The sequence below is a fragment of the Pseudomonas sp. Kh14 genome, assembly GCF_900291005.1.
Classification (GTDB): Bacteria; Pseudomonadota; Gammaproteobacteria; order Pseudomonadales; family Pseudomonadaceae; genus Aquipseudomonas; species Aquipseudomonas alloputida.
The window spans coordinates 122405-137436 of the sequence record NZ_OLKJ01000028.1 but is presented as its reverse complement, the minus strand read 5'-3'; the positions used below and the strand labels follow the sequence as shown (position 1 = coordinate 137436).

The 15032-nt window shown below is 57.7% G+C and carries 20 protein-coding genes; 10 read left to right on the top strand and 10 right to left on the bottom strand.

Translation table 11 applies throughout. From position 1 onward, the window contains the following. Window positions 1-4 precede the first annotated feature (4 nt). The 7 genes from FQ668_RS14410 to FQ668_RS14380 all read right to left on the bottom strand — a co-directional run bounded on the left by FQ668_RS14410 (window position 5) and on the right by FQ668_RS14380 (window position 5769). Window positions 5-604: a terminase small subunit gene (locus tag FQ668_RS14410; protein ID WP_144180331.1), complete on the bottom strand. Its 600-nt coding sequence runs from the start codon at window positions 602-604 to the stop codon at window positions 5-7. Between the two features lie 160 nt (window positions 605-764). Beyond that, window positions 765-1112, bottom strand: coding sequence for a phage holin family protein (locus FQ668_RS14405; protein ID WP_039613516.1), 348 nt, complete (start codon window positions 1110-1112; stop codon window positions 765-767). Window positions 1113-1624: 512 nt separating this feature from the next. Further along, window positions 1625-1990 carry a hypothetical protein gene (locus tag FQ668_RS14400; protein ID WP_098091301.1) on the bottom strand — a complete coding sequence of 122 codons (366 nt, stop codon included), beginning with the start codon at window positions 1988-1990 and terminating at the stop codon, window positions 1625-1627. Further along, on the bottom strand, window positions 1987-4200 hold the full coding sequence (locus tag FQ668_RS14395) for a VapE domain-containing protein (RefSeq protein WP_144180329.1): 2214 nt from the start codon (window positions 4198-4200) through the stop codon (window positions 1987-1989). Before FQ668_RS14395 ends, FQ668_RS14400 begins: the two co-directional genes overlap by 4 nt. Next, entirely contained in the window at window positions 4190-4408 is a 219-nt protein-coding gene (locus FQ668_RS14390) for a TraR/DksA C4-type zinc finger protein (protein WP_144180327.1), read from the bottom strand. Before FQ668_RS14390 ends, FQ668_RS14395 begins: the two co-directional genes overlap by 11 nt. Then, a complete protein-coding gene (locus tag FQ668_RS14385; RefSeq protein ID WP_144180326.1) occupies window positions 4401-4919 on the bottom strand; it encodes a phage regulatory CII family protein in 519 nt (172 codons plus the stop codon). Before FQ668_RS14385 ends, FQ668_RS14390 begins: the two co-directional genes overlap by 8 nt. A 586-nt stretch (window positions 4920-5505) precedes the next feature. Beyond that, window positions 5506-5769, bottom strand: a complete 264-nt coding sequence (locus FQ668_RS14380) for a hypothetical protein (RefSeq protein WP_144180324.1) — start codon at window positions 5767-5769, stop codon at window positions 5506-5508. Window positions 5770-5847: 78 nt separating this feature from the next. On the opposite strand from FQ668_RS14380, the gene FQ668_RS14375 reads away from it, so the two are divergent. From FQ668_RS14375 to FQ668_RS14330, 9 genes are all read left to right on the top strand, one after another. Then, a complete protein-coding gene (locus FQ668_RS14375) occupies window positions 5848-6579 on the top strand; it encodes a LexA family transcriptional regulator (RefSeq protein ID WP_144180389.1) in 732 nt (243 codons plus the stop codon). A gap of 276 nt (window positions 6580-6855) precedes the next feature. Next, complete coding sequence (locus tag FQ668_RS14370) at window positions 6856-7167, top strand: hypothetical protein (RefSeq protein WP_144180322.1); 312 nt, start codon at window positions 6856-6858, stop codon at window positions 7165-7167. A 9-nt stretch (window positions 7168-7176) separates the two neighbouring features. After that, complete coding sequence (locus FQ668_RS14365) at window positions 7177-7461, top strand: phage antirepressor KilAC domain-containing protein (RefSeq protein ID WP_178095695.1); 285 nt, start codon at window positions 7177-7179, stop codon at window positions 7459-7461. A 158-nt stretch (window positions 7462-7619) separates the two neighbouring features. Beyond that, window positions 7620-7937, top strand: coding sequence for a pyocin activator PrtN family protein (locus FQ668_RS14355; protein WP_060710101.1), 318 nt, complete (start codon window positions 7620-7622; stop codon window positions 7935-7937). A gap of 53 nt (window positions 7938-7990) precedes the next feature. Next, on the top strand, window positions 7991-8800 hold the full coding sequence (locus tag FQ668_RS14350) for a hypothetical protein (RefSeq protein ID WP_144180316.1): 810 nt from the start codon (window positions 7991-7993) through the stop codon (window positions 8798-8800). Then, window positions 8797-10674 (top strand): DNA cytosine methyltransferase, encoded by a 1878-nt coding sequence (locus tag FQ668_RS14345; RefSeq protein WP_144180314.1) that lies wholly within the window; start codon window positions 8797-8799, stop codon window positions 10672-10674. Before FQ668_RS14350 ends, FQ668_RS14345 begins: the two co-directional genes overlap by 4 nt. Beyond that, window positions 10671-11192, top strand: coding sequence for a hypothetical protein (locus tag FQ668_RS14340; protein WP_144180312.1), 522 nt, complete (start codon window positions 10671-10673; stop codon window positions 11190-11192). The genes FQ668_RS14345 and FQ668_RS14340 overlap by 4 nt, the downstream gene beginning before the upstream one ends. Window positions 11193-11224: 32 nt before the next feature. Then, window positions 11225-11419: a hypothetical protein gene (locus tag FQ668_RS29000; RefSeq protein WP_144180387.1), complete on the top strand. Its 195-nt coding sequence runs from the start codon at window positions 11225-11227 to the stop codon at window positions 11417-11419. Next, window positions 11416-11688 (top strand): hypothetical protein, encoded by a 273-nt coding sequence (locus FQ668_RS14330; RefSeq protein ID WP_144180310.1) that lies wholly within the window; start codon window positions 11416-11418, stop codon window positions 11686-11688. The genes FQ668_RS29000 and FQ668_RS14330 overlap by 4 nt, the downstream gene beginning before the upstream one ends. Before the next feature lie 4 nt (window positions 11689-11692). Here FQ668_RS14330 and FQ668_RS14325 read toward each other — a convergent pair whose 3' ends face one another. Next, the gene (locus FQ668_RS14325; protein ID WP_144180307.1) at window positions 11693-13318 is read right to left on the bottom strand and encodes a recombinase family protein; all 1626 of its coding nucleotides are present in this window, start codon (window positions 13316-13318) and stop codon (window positions 11693-11695) included. A gap of 184 nt (window positions 13319-13502) precedes the next feature. On the opposite strand from FQ668_RS14325, the gene FQ668_RS14320 reads away from it, so the two are divergent. Beyond that, complete coding sequence (locus FQ668_RS14320; RefSeq protein ID WP_144180304.1) at window positions 13503-14123, top strand: LysE family translocator; 621 nt, start codon at window positions 13503-13505, stop codon at window positions 14121-14123. A gap of 88 nt (window positions 14124-14211) precedes the next feature. Here FQ668_RS14320 and FQ668_RS14315 read toward each other — a convergent pair whose 3' ends face one another. Continuing rightward, window positions 14212-14682, bottom strand: coding sequence for a hypothetical protein (locus FQ668_RS14315; RefSeq protein ID WP_144180301.1), 471 nt, complete (start codon window positions 14680-14682; stop codon window positions 14212-14214). A 3-nt stretch (window positions 14683-14685) separates the two neighbouring features. Continuing rightward, on the bottom strand, window positions 14686-14985 hold the full coding sequence (locus FQ668_RS14310; RefSeq protein WP_144180298.1) for a hypothetical protein: 300 nt from the start codon (window positions 14983-14985) through the stop codon (window positions 14686-14688). Between the last annotated feature and the right edge of the window lie 47 nt (window positions 14986-15032).

Genomic DNA, 15032 nt, shown 5'->3' with positions numbered 1-15032 from the left:
AAGCTCAGCTCTGGTTAGTGGATTTTTTCAGGCCAATGGCCTGTTCGAGATCGGCGCTGTTCATGTTTGCGGCTTCGGTGAAGACCCGACGGAAAGTGTCAATGAGGTGCCTCTCGACTTCCCACAAGTCGCTCATCCCAACCAGCTCGCCAGCTAGCTGTGGGGCCAAGCCGAAAAACTGCTCACGAAGCAGCCTCCCCGCTGCGAACGCCGCGCCTTCGACTGCGGCCCGCTCAACCAGATTGCCTCGAACCTTGTAGAACTCGGTCTCCGCCAGACCCGCAAGGTAGAACTCGCGATGAGCCTTCGATCGCTGGAAATTAGGGCCACCAGAAGGCGACAGTTCCGGTTGCTGCACCGCAGGTGTGTCGCCGCCAGGTTGGAGGTGACTACGCACATCCCGCTCGACTCGGTTTTCTTCATGCCGAGCCGCGACGGCGGCCTTGCTCGGATCGGCCGATTCGGCCAGCAGCGCCTCGGTGGCTTCGACGTCGACCTTGCCGTCCGAGCAAAGCACCAGGCGCTCTTGCTTGCCGAGTTTTGAAACGTAGGATTTCGACCATCCGTGGCGGGCGGCGAACTCCGATTTGGTGAGATAAGTCATGTCGGAAAGTCCAGTTCACCCAATGAATTCGGGGGGTTAACCAGTTCACCGCAGTTCACTAAGCTGGTGAACTGTCCGCTAGCGAAGAGCCGCGGGTTTCCTGCCCCGCACCCCGGCCATATCACCAGGGTCCCCGGCCCCGCCGGGGCTGGCGGTCAGATCACTGACCAGGTTCACCACTCCGGGGCTGGACATCGCAGACGCCCAGACGCTTGGCGACCCAGCGCTTGTACAAGCCGATGGCGACATCCGCACCAGCAGTAGCGGTGAGGCAACCAATGGCGCTTGCCGACCACATGGACATACCGGCCGAGTACAGCAGCATGATGGTCGACAGCCCGCATACTACACAGGCGCCTGAACGCAGCAGCACCTGACGGAAAATGAACCAGCCGCTAACGCCGGCCATGTCGGCCCGCCACATCTCGCCTGAGACGCCGCCGACCAAGGACAGGAAGATCACCAACCAGATTGGCATCTCAACTAACGCTTGCTGCTCGCTGTTCATCGAATCCCCCAAATGCAAAAACCCCGGCACCAAGGCCGGGGTTTTCAGTGTTTGGCGGGCCGCTTTGTGCGCCCGCACGTCTCGAAGATGGGTACATTTTGCAGGTCGAGTTTCCTGGCAGCAAGCGGGTTTTAATGCCACCCGGCAATAAGGGGTAAACGTCTTGGGAATGTCTGGCGAATCTCGGGGGAATACACCTTCCCGGCTTAGCTTTACTTTGGCGCTGCCCCATAGGTCCCAATGGAGGTGGCGATAGTGGGACCTGTGGAGCCCCCGAAAATCAAGGGCTGTCCTACTGTCTAACTGTTATTAACCCTTTCCCGTGTAAAGAGAGATATTAAAAGCACGCTGCGCGCAACGCGCGTGTAACGCGTTGCATGCGCCCTATGTGCGCGCCTTCGTGTGAGCGGTGGGACGGTGGGACAGCCCGCGAACTGCGCGGGCTGGGACTGGGCTAACCTGCGAAAAACACGGCAGGACCGCAGCGGGACGGTAGGACCAAAGGTGGCGGATCATGCAGCCCTCTTCCCTTTCAACAACCCCTGAATAGCCACATGGGCCTGGTGCAGGCGCTCATAGTACGTCTTCCTACTGCACCTGCAATACGCCATTTTCTGCTCGAGCAGGCTGTCCTGGTTGCAGTAGTGCTCTTTCACAATGACGTACAACTGAGGGGCCAGGTGCTTGTTCACGATGATCTCGATGTCCGCAGACTCATCAAGCAGTACCCGACTTCCTCTGGTACCACGGATCAGATCACCTCGGCAGTCCATGAGGAGCCCGAGCATGCTACCACCACCCGAACCGCCACCGTGAACATCTGGCGTGTGCAGCTCTTGCGCCCACAGCTTCAGCATCTCATCAATGTGCTTGATCAAAAGCACTCCTCCTTCGGCTGTGTGGATTGCTCCAAGTCGCTGGTACGGCCCCAGCCCTCGGGCTTCTGATACGCCCAAGGCCGCTTGCCGCTCTTCGGCAGCGCCGCCAGCCGCCGCCGACGCCAACCCAGGCGGTGCATGATCGACCCCACACGCATCTGCTCGGGCTTCCCCCAATGGCCTGGATCCAGGTTCAGCGCCTGCCCCAGCACTTCACTGCCGGTGACCGTCTCACCGACTTGGGAGGCCTCAAGCCAATCAAGTATTGGTCCCTCCCATTCATCCACAACGAAACGCTCTTCTTGCTCCGCAGTAAACAGCTCCTCCTCCTCACGGGTGACCCACCAGATATCACCTGCTTGGTAGCAGAACATTGCCTCAGCCCACAGCTGGTCACGCACCCTGCGCAACGCCTCCAAGTCGACCTTGACGCAAGCGACCGGCCAATATCGCCGGTTACCAGTGGCGTCCTTGAGGTATTCATCTTGGTTGGTGGTTCCCGCGAAAACACACTGGCGTGGCACGTCGCTCGTTCTTCGCCCATAGCTTTCGCGGTAGGTGTCGATCGAAGCCGAGAAAAACTGCTTGGCCTTGGTGCTCTCGGCCTTGTTGAAACTGTCCAACTCCCCCAGCTCGACGATCCATTTGCCTCGGATCGCCTGGAACGCGTCCTTGTCACCGAGGGTAAAGGGCGTGTCCATGAACCACTCGCCGCCGAGGATGCCCAGCGCCGTTGATTTACCCGCGCCCTGCGCGCCCTCGAGGATCATCACCGCATCCGCCTTGCAACCGGGCTTCATCACTCGGGCCACCGCCGAGATCAACCAGCGCTTCCCGACCTTGGCGCTGTATTCGTTCCGTGGGACGCCGAAGATTTCATGAAGCCAGCGCTCGAGGCGTGGCACACGATCCCATTCGAGCTTGGCCAGGTAGGAACACACCGGATGGAAGGAGTTGTCGTGCGCCACAACACTGACCGCTTCGACCACATGGGAAGCCTTGACACGCAACCCCTGCTGAGCCAGCCACTTCATCACGCGCATGTCGTCGATGTCGCTCCATTCCCCCGGCACACCGCCATAGGGCGCGGCACGAAGACGCATGATCTTCGAGCTGAAGGCGTTGTAGCCTATCACACCGCTCCAACGTTCATCATTGGCAAGGATCAGTTCGACGTTCTGCATATGAGCGATCAGGGCGCCGCTCTCGGTCCTGGCCAGCATGTCTTTCCAGCCACCAGTAGCCGGGGGCTTGATCACCGCCGTGACCTGCCGACGAACTGCCTCGAGGCCTTCGGCGCAGTGCAGGTCGTTGAAATCGGTCCACTTGGCTTCGCGCTCGACCGAGAAGATCGGGCCGACCACCTGGCCACCTACCACCACAGCAGCGTTGTTGGCCTTTTCCTCACCAGGATTCCAAGGCTCGCCCGTCGGCCGCTTCGTTTTCCAGTCGTCATCGCGGCAAATGATGATGGATCGGCCGGGGAAACGCTCGCGCATGTGCTTGGCCACAGCCATCAGGTTGCCCGCATCGAATGCAATGGCCACCGCCTGGGAGGTCGCCATGTGCAGACTAGCGCCTGTGGCGTACCCCTCACACACCAGCACCGGCTCCCCTGGCTCGGGATGGCCACCGATCATGTGGAAAGCACCATCCTTGGCCATGCCGTGCGGCCAGTAGGACTTGTCGCGCCCAGTATCCTCTTGGACCGCCGGGAAAATCACCTGCAAGCCGACTATGGCGTCCTGAGCATTCTGCATCGGGACGAGCACCGCGCCAGACTTCGGTGCGTAACGAACGCCAAAACCGACCACCTGCTTTCGATCAAGATAAGCACTACGCCCCTTCTCGGGCATCCGCTTGAACAGAGCTTCCGCCCGCTTGGCTGCACGACGCGCAGCGTTGGCCGCGATCTCTGCAGCACGTCGTTTGGCATCGGCCTGCCGGGCCCGCATCACTTCACGCTCTTCCGGGGTTAGGCCTCGGCCATCAGTCTTCACCTTCTGCGTTTCGCCCAGGCGCCAATCGCCAAAGCTGCCGAAGATCAGAGTTTGTCCCTTCTCGGCCAAATGCTCATGCAGGACATACCAGCCGTTCTTCTCCTTGCCCTTGTCGTCCTTTGTGCGACAGCGGGTCAGCTTGCCGAAGATCAAGGGCTGATCAGGCTGCAGGCCATAGTCAAGCAACTGGTCTAGTACCTTATCCAGCATAGCGAGCCCCCTTCTTCTCGAAGTGCCCCTGGCACTCGATGCAGCGCTGGCAGCCTTTAGCTGCTAAACGGCGCGGCTCCGGAATGGGGCCACCACATCCAAGGCACTCTTCGAGCGAGTCACTCGCAGGCAAAGGCGCCCGAGTAGACAGAACCAGATCCAGGTGCCACTGGGCGCGATCATTCGCCAGGTCAGCAATATCAGCCACGGCGAGCCCCCCGGGTAGTCTGGTTGACGTATTCGGCCCGGCGATACATGCCCAATAAGCCCTGAATCCCTCGGAACACCTGGTGCTGGATCTCAGCCAGTTCCTGATCGTCGACCTTTCCGTCACCGATGCTGCGAGCCCAGGTTTCGGACAGATCGGCAACCTGCCGGAAAAAAGCGGCAAGGCCCATCGTCAGAGTTTCAGGGATGTCATGGGTGTATACGTCAGACAGCTCTTGCCAGATGGTGTCGCCGACAAGGGCGTGAATCGAGTCAAGGATGCGCGGGTCCCTGGTCAGTTCCAAGATCTCACTGAATTCTTGAACATTGACGATATGGGTGGGGTGGGTGGGAGACAGTTTGTGCTGGAGCGTGGTGGCGTTACGGCCGGTGGTGGCGGCAATGGCGGCAGCACCGCCTGTGTAGTCCCGCACAGCGTGGTACAGCGCGAGTTCGAGGGGCAGCACTTCGCGCTTGGCGCGCTCAGTGCAACTCATTGCAATTCGGCTCATGGCGTTGGTCCTTTTCGGTAGCCAGTGCCTGCGGCATACAGTGGTGGTGCATGCGTCGCATAGCGGTTGAGAGAGTAAATAGCTGGGTAGCAGAGGCTTTTACGGCCTCAGGCCGGGGCGTCTATCCATCGACTGCCCCAGGCGAAACAGCCACCTCCCGTGGTGAAGGAGGTGCCCCCCGGCTCCCTGCCTGGGGGTGCGATCAAGGCAAACGGACCTGTGTGGTGTGCCCGCCTACCTATCACGCGGCCGGCAGTATCGTGGTGCTACTGCAGGCCTTTGGAGGCGATAACTCGCCTCCGTTGTGGCACATGGCATTACCCCGTGAAGGCTGCCAGTGCCAGCGACGAGGGGTGGTGTTACACTCGCCGCGTGTCTTGAGAGAGTCACTACCGGTACTGTCCAAGGACTCTTCCGGTAACGCCGCCCCCTCTGTGGTGGAGAAAGCGGCTCCTGGCATCCGTGCCAGGCATAACGTGCTCAAGGAGAGTTGTTTCGTGGTGTGCGCCACATCCTTGAACGCGGCCCGGTAGCACTGTGGTGGTACTACGGGGGGAAACGAGGCGACCTTTGGGTCGCCTTTTTTCTATATGGGCCGCTGCCTTTGAGGAGCCGCCGTTTCAAGCAACCAGGAAGCCTTAAATGGATTGCCTTTTTGCCCCGCAGCAAGCGCTAAGCGCTCTGCATATTTGGTCTCGCCGGTGTAATCCGTTCGAGGCAATGAGCCAGCTAAGCGCCATTTGTTCAAAGCCTGATAGCTTCTACCGCATACCTTGGCAGCAGCACCGATACCTCCAACAGCCTCAAAAGCGAATGCAATCGCATTTGGAAAATCGTCGGGCTGCAGCATGTGAACCTCCATTATCAACCCGGAGTTGATATTATAGATCAACTGACTATTGCGCAAGCTCTGTGCAACCATCAACCCATGGTTGACAAAAACGAGCTACGCGCTGCCTTCAGCGCACGACTACACGAAGCCCTTGACGATGCCGGCGTCAGAAGCCGAGGTCGAGGAGTGGACATTCACAAGCAATTGAAACTGGTCGGGGTTGATAAAACGACTCAAGCCATCAGTAAATGGCTGAATGGGGAGGCAATAGCTGAAGCCGACAGCATGACCGCGCTCTGCGCTTGGTTAAATGTACGCCGCGAATGGCTAGAGTACGGAGTGCTTCCCAAAGCTCAGGCCCCTAGCAACAAGGCTCACCAACTCCAGGTCGGCGATCAATCCAATGTGAGTGGGATACTTGAGCGATTCGGGAAGGTACCCCTAATTTCCTGGGTTCAAGCTGGGGCATGGTGCGAAGCCATCTCAAATTTTGAGCCTTACCAAGCAGATAGCTGGTTGTCCTGCCCGGTTCCGATTAGCAATAGCGGCTATGCCCTAAAGGTACTTGGGGACTCAATGACGAACCCAGGGCCAGGACGAAGCTACCCAACCGGGTGCATCATTTTCGTCGATCCGGAGGTTGAGGCACACACAGGCGATCGCGTTATAGCAAGGGTGCCAAGGACCAATGAAGTGACGTTCAAGGTGCTTGTGGCAGACGCAGGGCGCCAGTACCTCAGGCCAATCAATCCACAGTATCCAATCATAGACATCACGGAAGAAACCCACATTTGTGGGAAAGTAGTGGGATCTTTCATACCCGAATGAGCTATCCACGATCTGCAACTCGCCGATAAAATCAATTTTCGGTTGACACAAAACAACCACTGGTTGATATTTGCCTCGCTCTTCCACCACAGAGTGAGGCAATACCATGCACACTACGGCATCACTGCACGTCCACCCATCAGCCGCGACCATCGATCTGACCTTCAAGGTCCGGCGACTGGCCAAGCAACACGGCTGCGCATTTGTCGCAACCAAACGCCCATCGTCCTTCCACGCTCCTAGCTGCACGCCCCCTAACGACGGAGGGCACGCAGCATGAGCTTTGCACTTAGCCGCAACGCTTTTGTCTGCCTCAAGGCGCAGACCAACCTGACCGGGCAATTCACCCACATCCTACGCGACGAGTCGAATGGCGCCCGTGCCAAGGCCACGATGCAGACCGAGGTCTATCTCGACCAGGTCACTGTGGTGATCCGCATGGGTTCGACGGTGAACAGCCTGACGCTGCCAGCGAACAACCTCGCCAGTGCGCAAAAGGTTGCGGCGCATCTCGAAGCTATCGCCAACGGCAAGCTGGACACAGCCGACATGCCACATGTCGAGCCTGTGCTCGCCGACGTGGCTTAGGAGGTGGACTTGGAACGCACACTTGCACAGACCTCCAAGCACTTCGGGATCAGCCGGAACGAGCTGATCCGCCGCATGCGTGAGAACGAACTGCTGACCGAGCGCAATCTGCCCCGCTACCCCACCCGCGACCGCGAATACCTGCGGATCAAAGAGGGCAGCTGGTTTCACCCCGAAGCCGGCATGCAGTACAGCGAGTCGACACGCGTGAAGCAGGCCGGGATCCCCTGGCTTGCCGAACGTCTCGATCTGCAACTTCCGACACCACCGGAAGACAAGCGCTATGCGGCCTAGGCAGTACGCGACCCAGATCCTCCAGTTCAAGACCCGTGAGGAGCGCAACGCTGCGCTCCAGGAGGTTCCTGAAGAATGGCGCGACCTGGTACGCAAGCACTGCGAGATCACTTGGCACCACCCGTCACGCCACAAGCTCAGGGAGAGCCCGAAGCCTGATGAGCAATACCAACCAAATCGCGCTGCGCCTGCCGCACGCACCTGATGCAACCACCGTTGAACTGCTGTACCGAACCTTTGGCGATGTGCTCATCCCACTCGACAAGGTGCGCGTGCAGTACTTCCGCAACCTCAATGAAGACACCTTTGCCGAGCAACTGAAGGTAGGACGGATCTGTTTGCCCATCACCACGCTGGACAACAGCCAGAAAGCCCTGAAGTTCGCCCACATCCGCCATGTCGCCGCTCTGATCGATAGCAGGGCTTACCTGGCGGATGAAAAGCAATCTCGACAACCCGAGCAAGAAAAGCAGTAACACCCCAGCAAGGGCCGCCACCACCGGCCCGCACACCACAAGGAGTTAGACCCATGACCACCCAACAGGTCATCGCCCTCATCGTTATCAGTGCGTTCATAGTCGGACTGTATACCTACGCCTATTTCCTTGGCCGGAAAGCAGGCCGCGCCCACCACCAACGCGGCTTGCTTTTTGATCTCCTGCTGGGCGATGCCTGTCGCACCACCACCACCATCATGGGGATACCACCACAGGGCTTGACCTCGGAGGGAAGCGGGCACGCGACACAACAGGAACTCATCGAAGCCACTCCCGCTTCGCTCAGCGAAATCCGTGCTGTCGACGCACAAAAAACAAAAAGCCTCTGCTGCGAAGCAGCAGGCATTATTCCACCTTTCAGCAGCCCCGCCGGGGCCCTGATACCCCACAACAAGCTGCGCGAGGCAGCGCCCGCTGATGCAACGCTAATCGCTAAAAATCGCCCGCACGCGCAGCCTGCCGAGGGGTATACGCCCCCCTCCCCAGTCAGCTGCATTGTCGCCGCAATGGAGACGACATTGGCCGAGCAAGCCGGTGCCTACGCTACATCCGAGCAGATGGCACAGGCAATTAAAGCCGCACTGCAGCAAGCCGGGTTTCTGATCCCTGCAGATCAGTCTTATCAGGGCATGCCGGTAACCAGATCGGACTATGACCTGCTGACCAATGCGGCCGAGACATTGCGCCTGGCCGAGGCAACTTGGAAAGCCCTTCCAGGCACAGAGCCAGGCCGCAAACGGGCCATGCAACAGCAGCGGGACATCCAGGCCTTCGCAGTTCGCGTCCATGCCCAACTGCGCGGTATACATGCCAGCGCCGCCCTGGTGGAGGACGCGGCATGACGTCCCTTTCCGCAGCAAAACTGCCCGAAGCGCACGACTTCAAAACCCAGTTTGGCTTGGCGCTCCATCCACAGGACGACGAACTTGTGGTCGATTTCTTCTGCGGAGGCGGAGGCGGAGGCGCCGGTACCGGGCTGGAAATGGGCCTGGGTCGCAAGGTCGACGTGGCCAAGAACCACAGCGCAGCAGCCATCAGCATGCACACGGCAAACCATCCGCATGCACGCCACTTTCAGACCGACGTCTTCGAGGGCGATCCCGACGAGGAGTGCCAGGGCCGTCCCGTTGGCTGGTTCCACATGAGCCCAGACTGCACGCACCACAGCCAAGCGGCAGGTGGACAACCCCGCAAGCGCGAGATCCGCAACCTGTCGTGGATCGGATTGAAGTGGGCTGGTAAGAAGAGGCCTCGGGTGATCAGCCTAGAGAACGTTAAGCAGATCCTGCAATGGGGTCCGCTGATCGCCAAGCGCGACAAGGCCACCGGCCGGGTGATGAAGCTGGATGGCACCGTGGCCGCCGTCGGTGAACGGGTACCAGTGCAGCAGCAGTTCCTAGTGCCCGACCCAAATCGCCGCGGCATCACCTGGCGCCGATTCGTTCATCTGCTGGAGGGCATGGGCTACCAGGTGGAGTGGCGGGTTATCAAGGCCTGCGACTTCGGTGCACCGACCAGCCGCGAGCGTCTGTTCATGATCGCCCGTTGCGATCGCCAGCCCATCGTGTGGCCAGAGCCTACCCACGCCAAGAACCCAGCCAAGGGCCAGCAGAAGTATCGCACCGCCGCCGACTGTATCGATTGGGGCGTGCCGAGCAAGAGCATCTTCGGACGTAAGAAGGAGTTGGCGCCCGCAACGCTGCGCCGTGTGGCAAAGGGCATGAAGAAGTTCGTGCTGGACAACCCACAGCCATTCATCGTGCCGATCGCGAACTGGTCGGGTGAGTTGGCGCATTCCGCACATGAGCCGCTGCGCACCATTACATCCTGGCCGCGCGGCGGGTCGTTCGCTATGGCGAGCCCTACCCTGGTCCAAACTGGCTACGGCGAGCGAAACGGGCAGCAGCAGCGCGCCCCCGGACTAGACCAGCCGTTGGGCACGGTCGTAGCCGGCGGCGTGAAGCACGCGCTCGCTGCGGCGTACCTGGTGAAGTTCCGCTTCCACAGCGAAGGCACACCGGTGACGGAGCCGGTGCCAACCATCACCAGCGGCGGCAACTACAAGCGGCCGGCAGGTGCTGCGCATGCCATGGGCGTCTGCACCGCGTTCATTGAGCAGGCGAACGGCGGATTTAACACCACACCAGCCAAGGGCGCAGACGAGCCGCTGACCACAGTCACCAACACGGGCAGCCAGCAGCGCTTGGTGACCGCCAGCCTGGCCACGCTCCGGCGCAACTGCGTTGGCCGGGCCGTGGAAGAGCCGGTACCGACGATGACTGCCGGCGCCGAGCATCACGCTCTGATCGAATACAAGCTGTCGCCGGAGCATGAACAAGGCGCCCTGCGCGTCGCAGCGTTCCTGATCAGCTACTACGGCACCGAGAACACCAGCGCAGCAGACGCTCCAGCGCCAACGGTCACCACCAGGGACCGCCTGGGTCTGGTCACCGTGCTGGTGAAGGGCACTCCTTATGTGATCGTCGACATCTGCCTGCGCATGCTGCAGCCGCACGAGCTCTACCGCGCCCAGGGCTTCCCGGCCGGCTACATCATCGACAAAGGCGCCCATGGCAAGTCGTTCACCAAGACCGAACAGGTCCACATGTGCGGCAACAGCGTCAGTCCGCCGCCAATGGCTGCCCTCGCCAGGGCCAATGATCCTTGGAAGCACCATATCCAGCACAACGACCAGCAAGCGAGGAAGGCAGCATGAGCCGCACTCAACACATCATCTTCACCACGACCTCGCTTGAGCACGCACTCTCATCCGTCCGCCACCTCCACGACATGAGCACAGAGCTGATCGCCCAAGAGGTTTTCCGGCAGATGTCGGAGCTAGCTACCTATCGACTGACACCAATTACCATCTGGTGTGGCTCAGGCGGGCTGTACGTGTCAAAGCTCGATGCAACCCGTAACGGCGAACAACAGATCGACTCTGCCATTCTGGTCGAAACACCGGATCTCGTAGATTTGGCCGTCGACATGAACGACGCGCAGGACGCCATGAGGGCAGCTGACTTTGCCAATCGCCGATATTCCGCAGCAGTCCAGCACTCATACCCCAAGGGGACCAAAGTGCTGGCCGATGTAGGAGGCCATTTCATTACTGTGGAAATCACTGGTTATGGCTCTTATTGGAGCAGGCCAGGCGAGCTTTTCGGCACCAATGTGAAAACCGGAAAGGCCCGGCACTTCCATCACAGGCATGTTCTGGAGGTGCAGCCATGACTACCAAGACAACAGCACGCATCCGCCCACCCATGGCCTCACACAGCCTCGACCTACCCGCCATCTGTGATATCTGCGGCAAAGGTAGGTCGACCCGGCGACACACGAAATGCAGCCAGATCCGCCAACAGCGGCAGGGGGACAAGTGGGCAGCCTACATGGCCAACGTGGCCGCAAAACGTGCATTGGGTAAACGGGCCGACGCCCGTGGGGGAAATACTGAATGAAGACTGTAGTACCTAACCCAAAACTGGCGGGTGCAAAGCTATCAGCGACAGTCAGCACTGGCTTCACCGCCAAGAGCGAGTCAGGCGCCCCCGCCCAGATGGCAATCATTGATGAGTACGGCAACATCCTTGCAGCCGGAAAAGACGTGGCATGGGCGGCCTGGCGCGTATGTGTGGAGGTACAGGAAAACTTCTGGGAGGGACAAGGGCACCTGGTGGTCCACACTAGCCCACCTGGCCTCCCACTGGACAACAAAAAGTCAGCTTAAAGATTCACCCTGGGCGGTCCATACCGGCCGCCCACTTTCCAGACTTTCTCTCGACCCTAAGCCATCGGCGCTGCCCTGCCTTGGAAATCAGCAGGACATCGATGTACCAAGCCCTGCGCCCCTCTGGCAATACACCACGCATGTAAACCACAATGCGCTCGAAAGTATCGATCATCAATTGCCGAACCTTATCCCGCGCCTCGACCTCCTGCGCCTCAACGCCGGCGGTTAGATCCGACCATAGCTTCGCGTCTGCTGGCCTCTGCCTGGAGGCGATGCCGGCCAGCTCTCGTTCAGCCTGGAGCAGCTTTGCTCTAGCCTTAGTCAACTGCTCTTCGAGATCACGGGCTTTACGCAGGAACGTAATCGGCAAAACGCCATCACCCTCCCCCAATGCCAACGCTTCTGTAAGCCGGCCGAGCTGGACTTCGAGATCAGCCACCTGCTTTCGCGAGCTCATAACCCCTTGCTGTAGGTCGCCACTCGGCCCTGCTGGCTGCTGTAAACGCAGCAGGTTCATCTGGTCTGAGCAATACGACATAACAGCCCGTTCGACAGGTGCGACGCTACAACTTCCGCCAACATCGCACCCACCTTTGTTCATGTAGGACATGCACATGATACGCCTATGCCCATCCGTCAAAGTCCCATCAGGTCGAACCTTATGCATCACGTTCTGCGCGGTCATTGCCGTGCCGCAGTAGCCACAGTAAGTTATACCGATACCAGTCACTATCCCAGGAATGACCCCCTTCCCTCGCCGACGACTTCGCTGACCACGCAATAGCTGTAATTCCTCGAACTCAACATCCGAGAGTAACCGTGGATAGTAGTCCTCCAGCAGGTAGTCTTCACCGTCGACACAAATATGCTTCGCACCTTTCAAAGCCACTAACTTGATCAGACGATAAATCTGCTGTGGAGAGATCCCTAGATAAGAAGTATCGAAGCCCCGTTCCTGGATCATACTGAAGGCTCGATCAGCGCCATACCCTTCGCGATACTTCTCGATGGCAAATCGCACAACTTCCGTACGCTCAGGAATCAACTCCCAGCGACCGTCGACGAAGCGGACCCAGCGAGGGTCGCTGCCATTGCGGATCAAACCACGGTAGTGTCCAGCGATCCAGCCTTCACACAAGCGCTTGATTGAGGCCTTCACGCGCTTACTTTTGGTGTCGCTCTCTTCATGAGCCCGGATCATGACCAGAAGGCTATAGACCAGGTCCATTGGCTGCGCCTTAAGCCGTTCCCTGTTGTACTCACGCCCGTCACTCGCAGTGACCACGGTAATGCCCGCATTAATGATCTGAGCCAACTGCGCTTGCGCTTGTATCGGTTCTGCCCGGCTGAGACGGTCCAGGCCCTCAACGACCAATACAGAGCCGGCCGGGATACGCCCCTCATCAACAGCTTGCAGGAAGACGCCCAAGGCGCCCTGTTTTATATGCCGCTGGTGAAAGGCGGAGAGGCCTTCATCCCTCAAGGAAAGCGACTGGTCTAGTGTGAGACCCCTCGCCGCAGCCCATGACTTCGCATACTCAGCTTGCCTGTCCGCACTGTTCCCTGCCGCTTGGCGCGGGTCAGAGAACCGCAGATAGCTGTAGACCAATCCTTGAGACGCTTGCATACCCTTGATTCCACTCTAACCGTGAAAATCTGAAGTATATATTACCACTCAAAGGGTTAGCCAATGGACATATGATCATGCAGTGATGATGGTGCTATTCCGCGCTCAGCACGCAGGGGATTGAAAAAAGAAACGACTTCATCAATGATGTCCACGCAAAAAATCACAAAAACAACGAGGAATCATGAACATCTCCACGCTACTCATATTCATACCGGCTTGCTTTGCACTGAACATGGTTCCCGGCCCAAATAACTTGCTTTCAGTTAATAACGCCACACATTATGGCTTCTGGGCTTCATGTCTTGCAGGCGTCGGAAGGCTAATTGCTTTTGCAGCAATGATAGCGCTCGCAGCAGCGGGATTAACGGCTGTACTTGAAACGTCCGAGCTGGTATTTCTTGGCATCAAGCTTCTTGGCGCTGTTTATCTGTTCTACTTGGCTTTTAAACTTTGGACAGCAAAGATTCAGAATCAGGATTCGAATGATGCAAAACCAAGAAACATTGTGAGTCTAGCGAAACAAGAGTTTCTTATTGCAGCTGGAAATCCAAAAGCAATATTGATATTCACAGCATTTCTTCCGCAGTTCATAGACCCGGCGCACGATGTCGCGCCGCAGTTTGCGATGCTAGGTGCTCTGTTCCTGGTACTCGAAGTGATCGCACTGGCAGGCTATGCATTGATCGGACTGCACTTGCGGCGCTGGTTCACTGAGCCAAAAGGAAAGCGTCTTTTCAACCGCATCTGCGCAGTACTCTTGTCAGGCGCAGCTTCAGTACTGCTAGCGTCACGGCGCACCTGAAGCCAGATATATACTATGCTCGAAACGACTCCCGCATACAGTGACAACTTACTGCGTAGGTTGTCACTGTATGTGCAGAGCCAAGAACCTAGCTTCTACCATACAAGGTACGAGCAAGCTCGAAAGGAAGTATATTATCAGGCGCTACAGCATAAAGAGCACCAAGCATCCGCTGATCATTCGTCAGTATCATAAAATCAGAAGCAAGTGATACTAATGAGCAATCGGTAATGCCGTACCCCTTAAAGTCCCGATGCAGGCAGTCTACCTTTAACACTGTATCCACCTGCGTAAAAGTTGAAAAATAGTAACCAGCAAACTCGAATGCGCGCTCGCGCGCATAATCACTCAAATCAATCAAGTTTGAAACTTCAGCAGCAATATAAGAGGTTAAGCATACTTCGCTATGTGCTCGCATGACCTCAAGCACCAATTGAAAATCTTTTTCTGTATACGCCCCCAAGCGCTTTGAGCTTTTTATATACCGCCCCTCATCAACAGAGCCGATCACAAGCAACAAGAATAGATTAGTATCAATAATTAGTCTTTTCTTGCCCAAGAATCAGTCCTCTTTATACTTCTTGAACCCCCTAAACTGACCTGACTCAGAGTCAACTAGAAAAACCTTATACTCTCTTCTTTTCCCGACAAGCCTGGTCAGCATTTCGATATTTGAAGTAACCGCTGAAGCTGCCCCGATTGAAAGTCCTGGTAACCTTTCAATATCATAGCTAAACGTCACTTCGTATAGCTTGTTATCGCTGGAAATCAGCACTCCTTCAAGAGTAATGTTTTTTGCATTAGGAACAAGCTTTTCGACATTAGCCCAAGCCACTTGTATTGCCCTGTCAAAATCGATCATTTTTTCACCAACTCATGCGGAACTCAAATCTACTTCCGCCATTATAG

What these genes read in the sequence shown, in the direction of transcription:
- FQ668_RS14410 (WP_144180331.1), bottom strand. Translation starts at nt 604, where the DNA reads ATGACTTATCTCACCAAATCGGAGTTCGCCGCCCGCCACGGATGGTCG.
- FQ668_RS14405 (WP_039613516.1), bottom strand. Translation starts at nt 1,112, where the DNA reads ATGAACAGCGAGCAGCAAGCGTTAGTTGAGATGCCAATCTGGTTGGTG.
- FQ668_RS14395 (WP_144180329.1), bottom strand. Translation starts at nt 4,200, where the DNA reads ATGCTGGATAAGGTACTAGACCAGTTGCTTGACTATGGCCTGCAGCCT.
- FQ668_RS14385 (WP_144180326.1), bottom strand. Translation starts at nt 4,919, where the DNA reads ATGAGCCGAATTGCAATGAGTTGCACTGAGCGCGCCAAGCGCGAAGTG.
- FQ668_RS14380 (WP_144180324.1), bottom strand. Translation starts at nt 5,769, where the DNA reads ATGCTGCAGCCCGACGATTTTCCAAATGCGATTGCATTCGCTTTTGAG.
- FQ668_RS14375 (WP_144180389.1), top strand. Translation starts at nt 5,848, where the DNA reads ATGGTTGACAAAAACGAGCTACGCGCTGCCTTCAGCGCACGACTACAC.
- FQ668_RS14370 (WP_144180322.1), top strand. Translation starts at nt 6,856, where the DNA reads ATGAGCTTTGCACTTAGCCGCAACGCTTTTGTCTGCCTCAAGGCGCAG.
- FQ668_RS14355 (WP_060710101.1), top strand. Translation starts at nt 7,620, where the DNA reads ATGAGCAATACCAACCAAATCGCGCTGCGCCTGCCGCACGCACCTGAT.
- FQ668_RS14350 (WP_144180316.1), top strand. Translation starts at nt 7,991, where the DNA reads ATGACCACCCAACAGGTCATCGCCCTCATCGTTATCAGTGCGTTCATA.
- FQ668_RS14345 (WP_144180314.1), top strand. Translation starts at nt 8,797, where the DNA reads ATGACGTCCCTTTCCGCAGCAAAACTGCCCGAAGCGCACGACTTCAAA.
- FQ668_RS14340 (WP_144180312.1), top strand. Translation starts at nt 10,671, where the DNA reads ATGAGCCGCACTCAACACATCATCTTCACCACGACCTCGCTTGAGCAC.
- FQ668_RS29000 (WP_144180387.1), top strand. Translation starts at nt 11,225, where the DNA reads ATGGCCTCACACAGCCTCGACCTACCCGCCATCTGTGATATCTGCGGC.
- FQ668_RS14330 (WP_144180310.1), top strand. Translation starts at nt 11,416, where the DNA reads ATGAAGACTGTAGTACCTAACCCAAAACTGGCGGGTGCAAAGCTATCA.
- FQ668_RS14325 (WP_144180307.1), bottom strand. Translation starts at nt 13,318, where the DNA reads ATGCAAGCGTCTCAAGGATTGGTCTACAGCTATCTGCGGTTCTCTGAC.
- FQ668_RS14320 (WP_144180304.1), top strand. Translation starts at nt 13,503, where the DNA reads ATGAACATCTCCACGCTACTCATATTCATACCGGCTTGCTTTGCACTG.
- FQ668_RS14310 (WP_144180298.1), bottom strand. Translation starts at nt 14,985, where the DNA reads ATGATCGATTTTGACAGGGCAATACAAGTGGCTTGGGCTAATGTCGAA.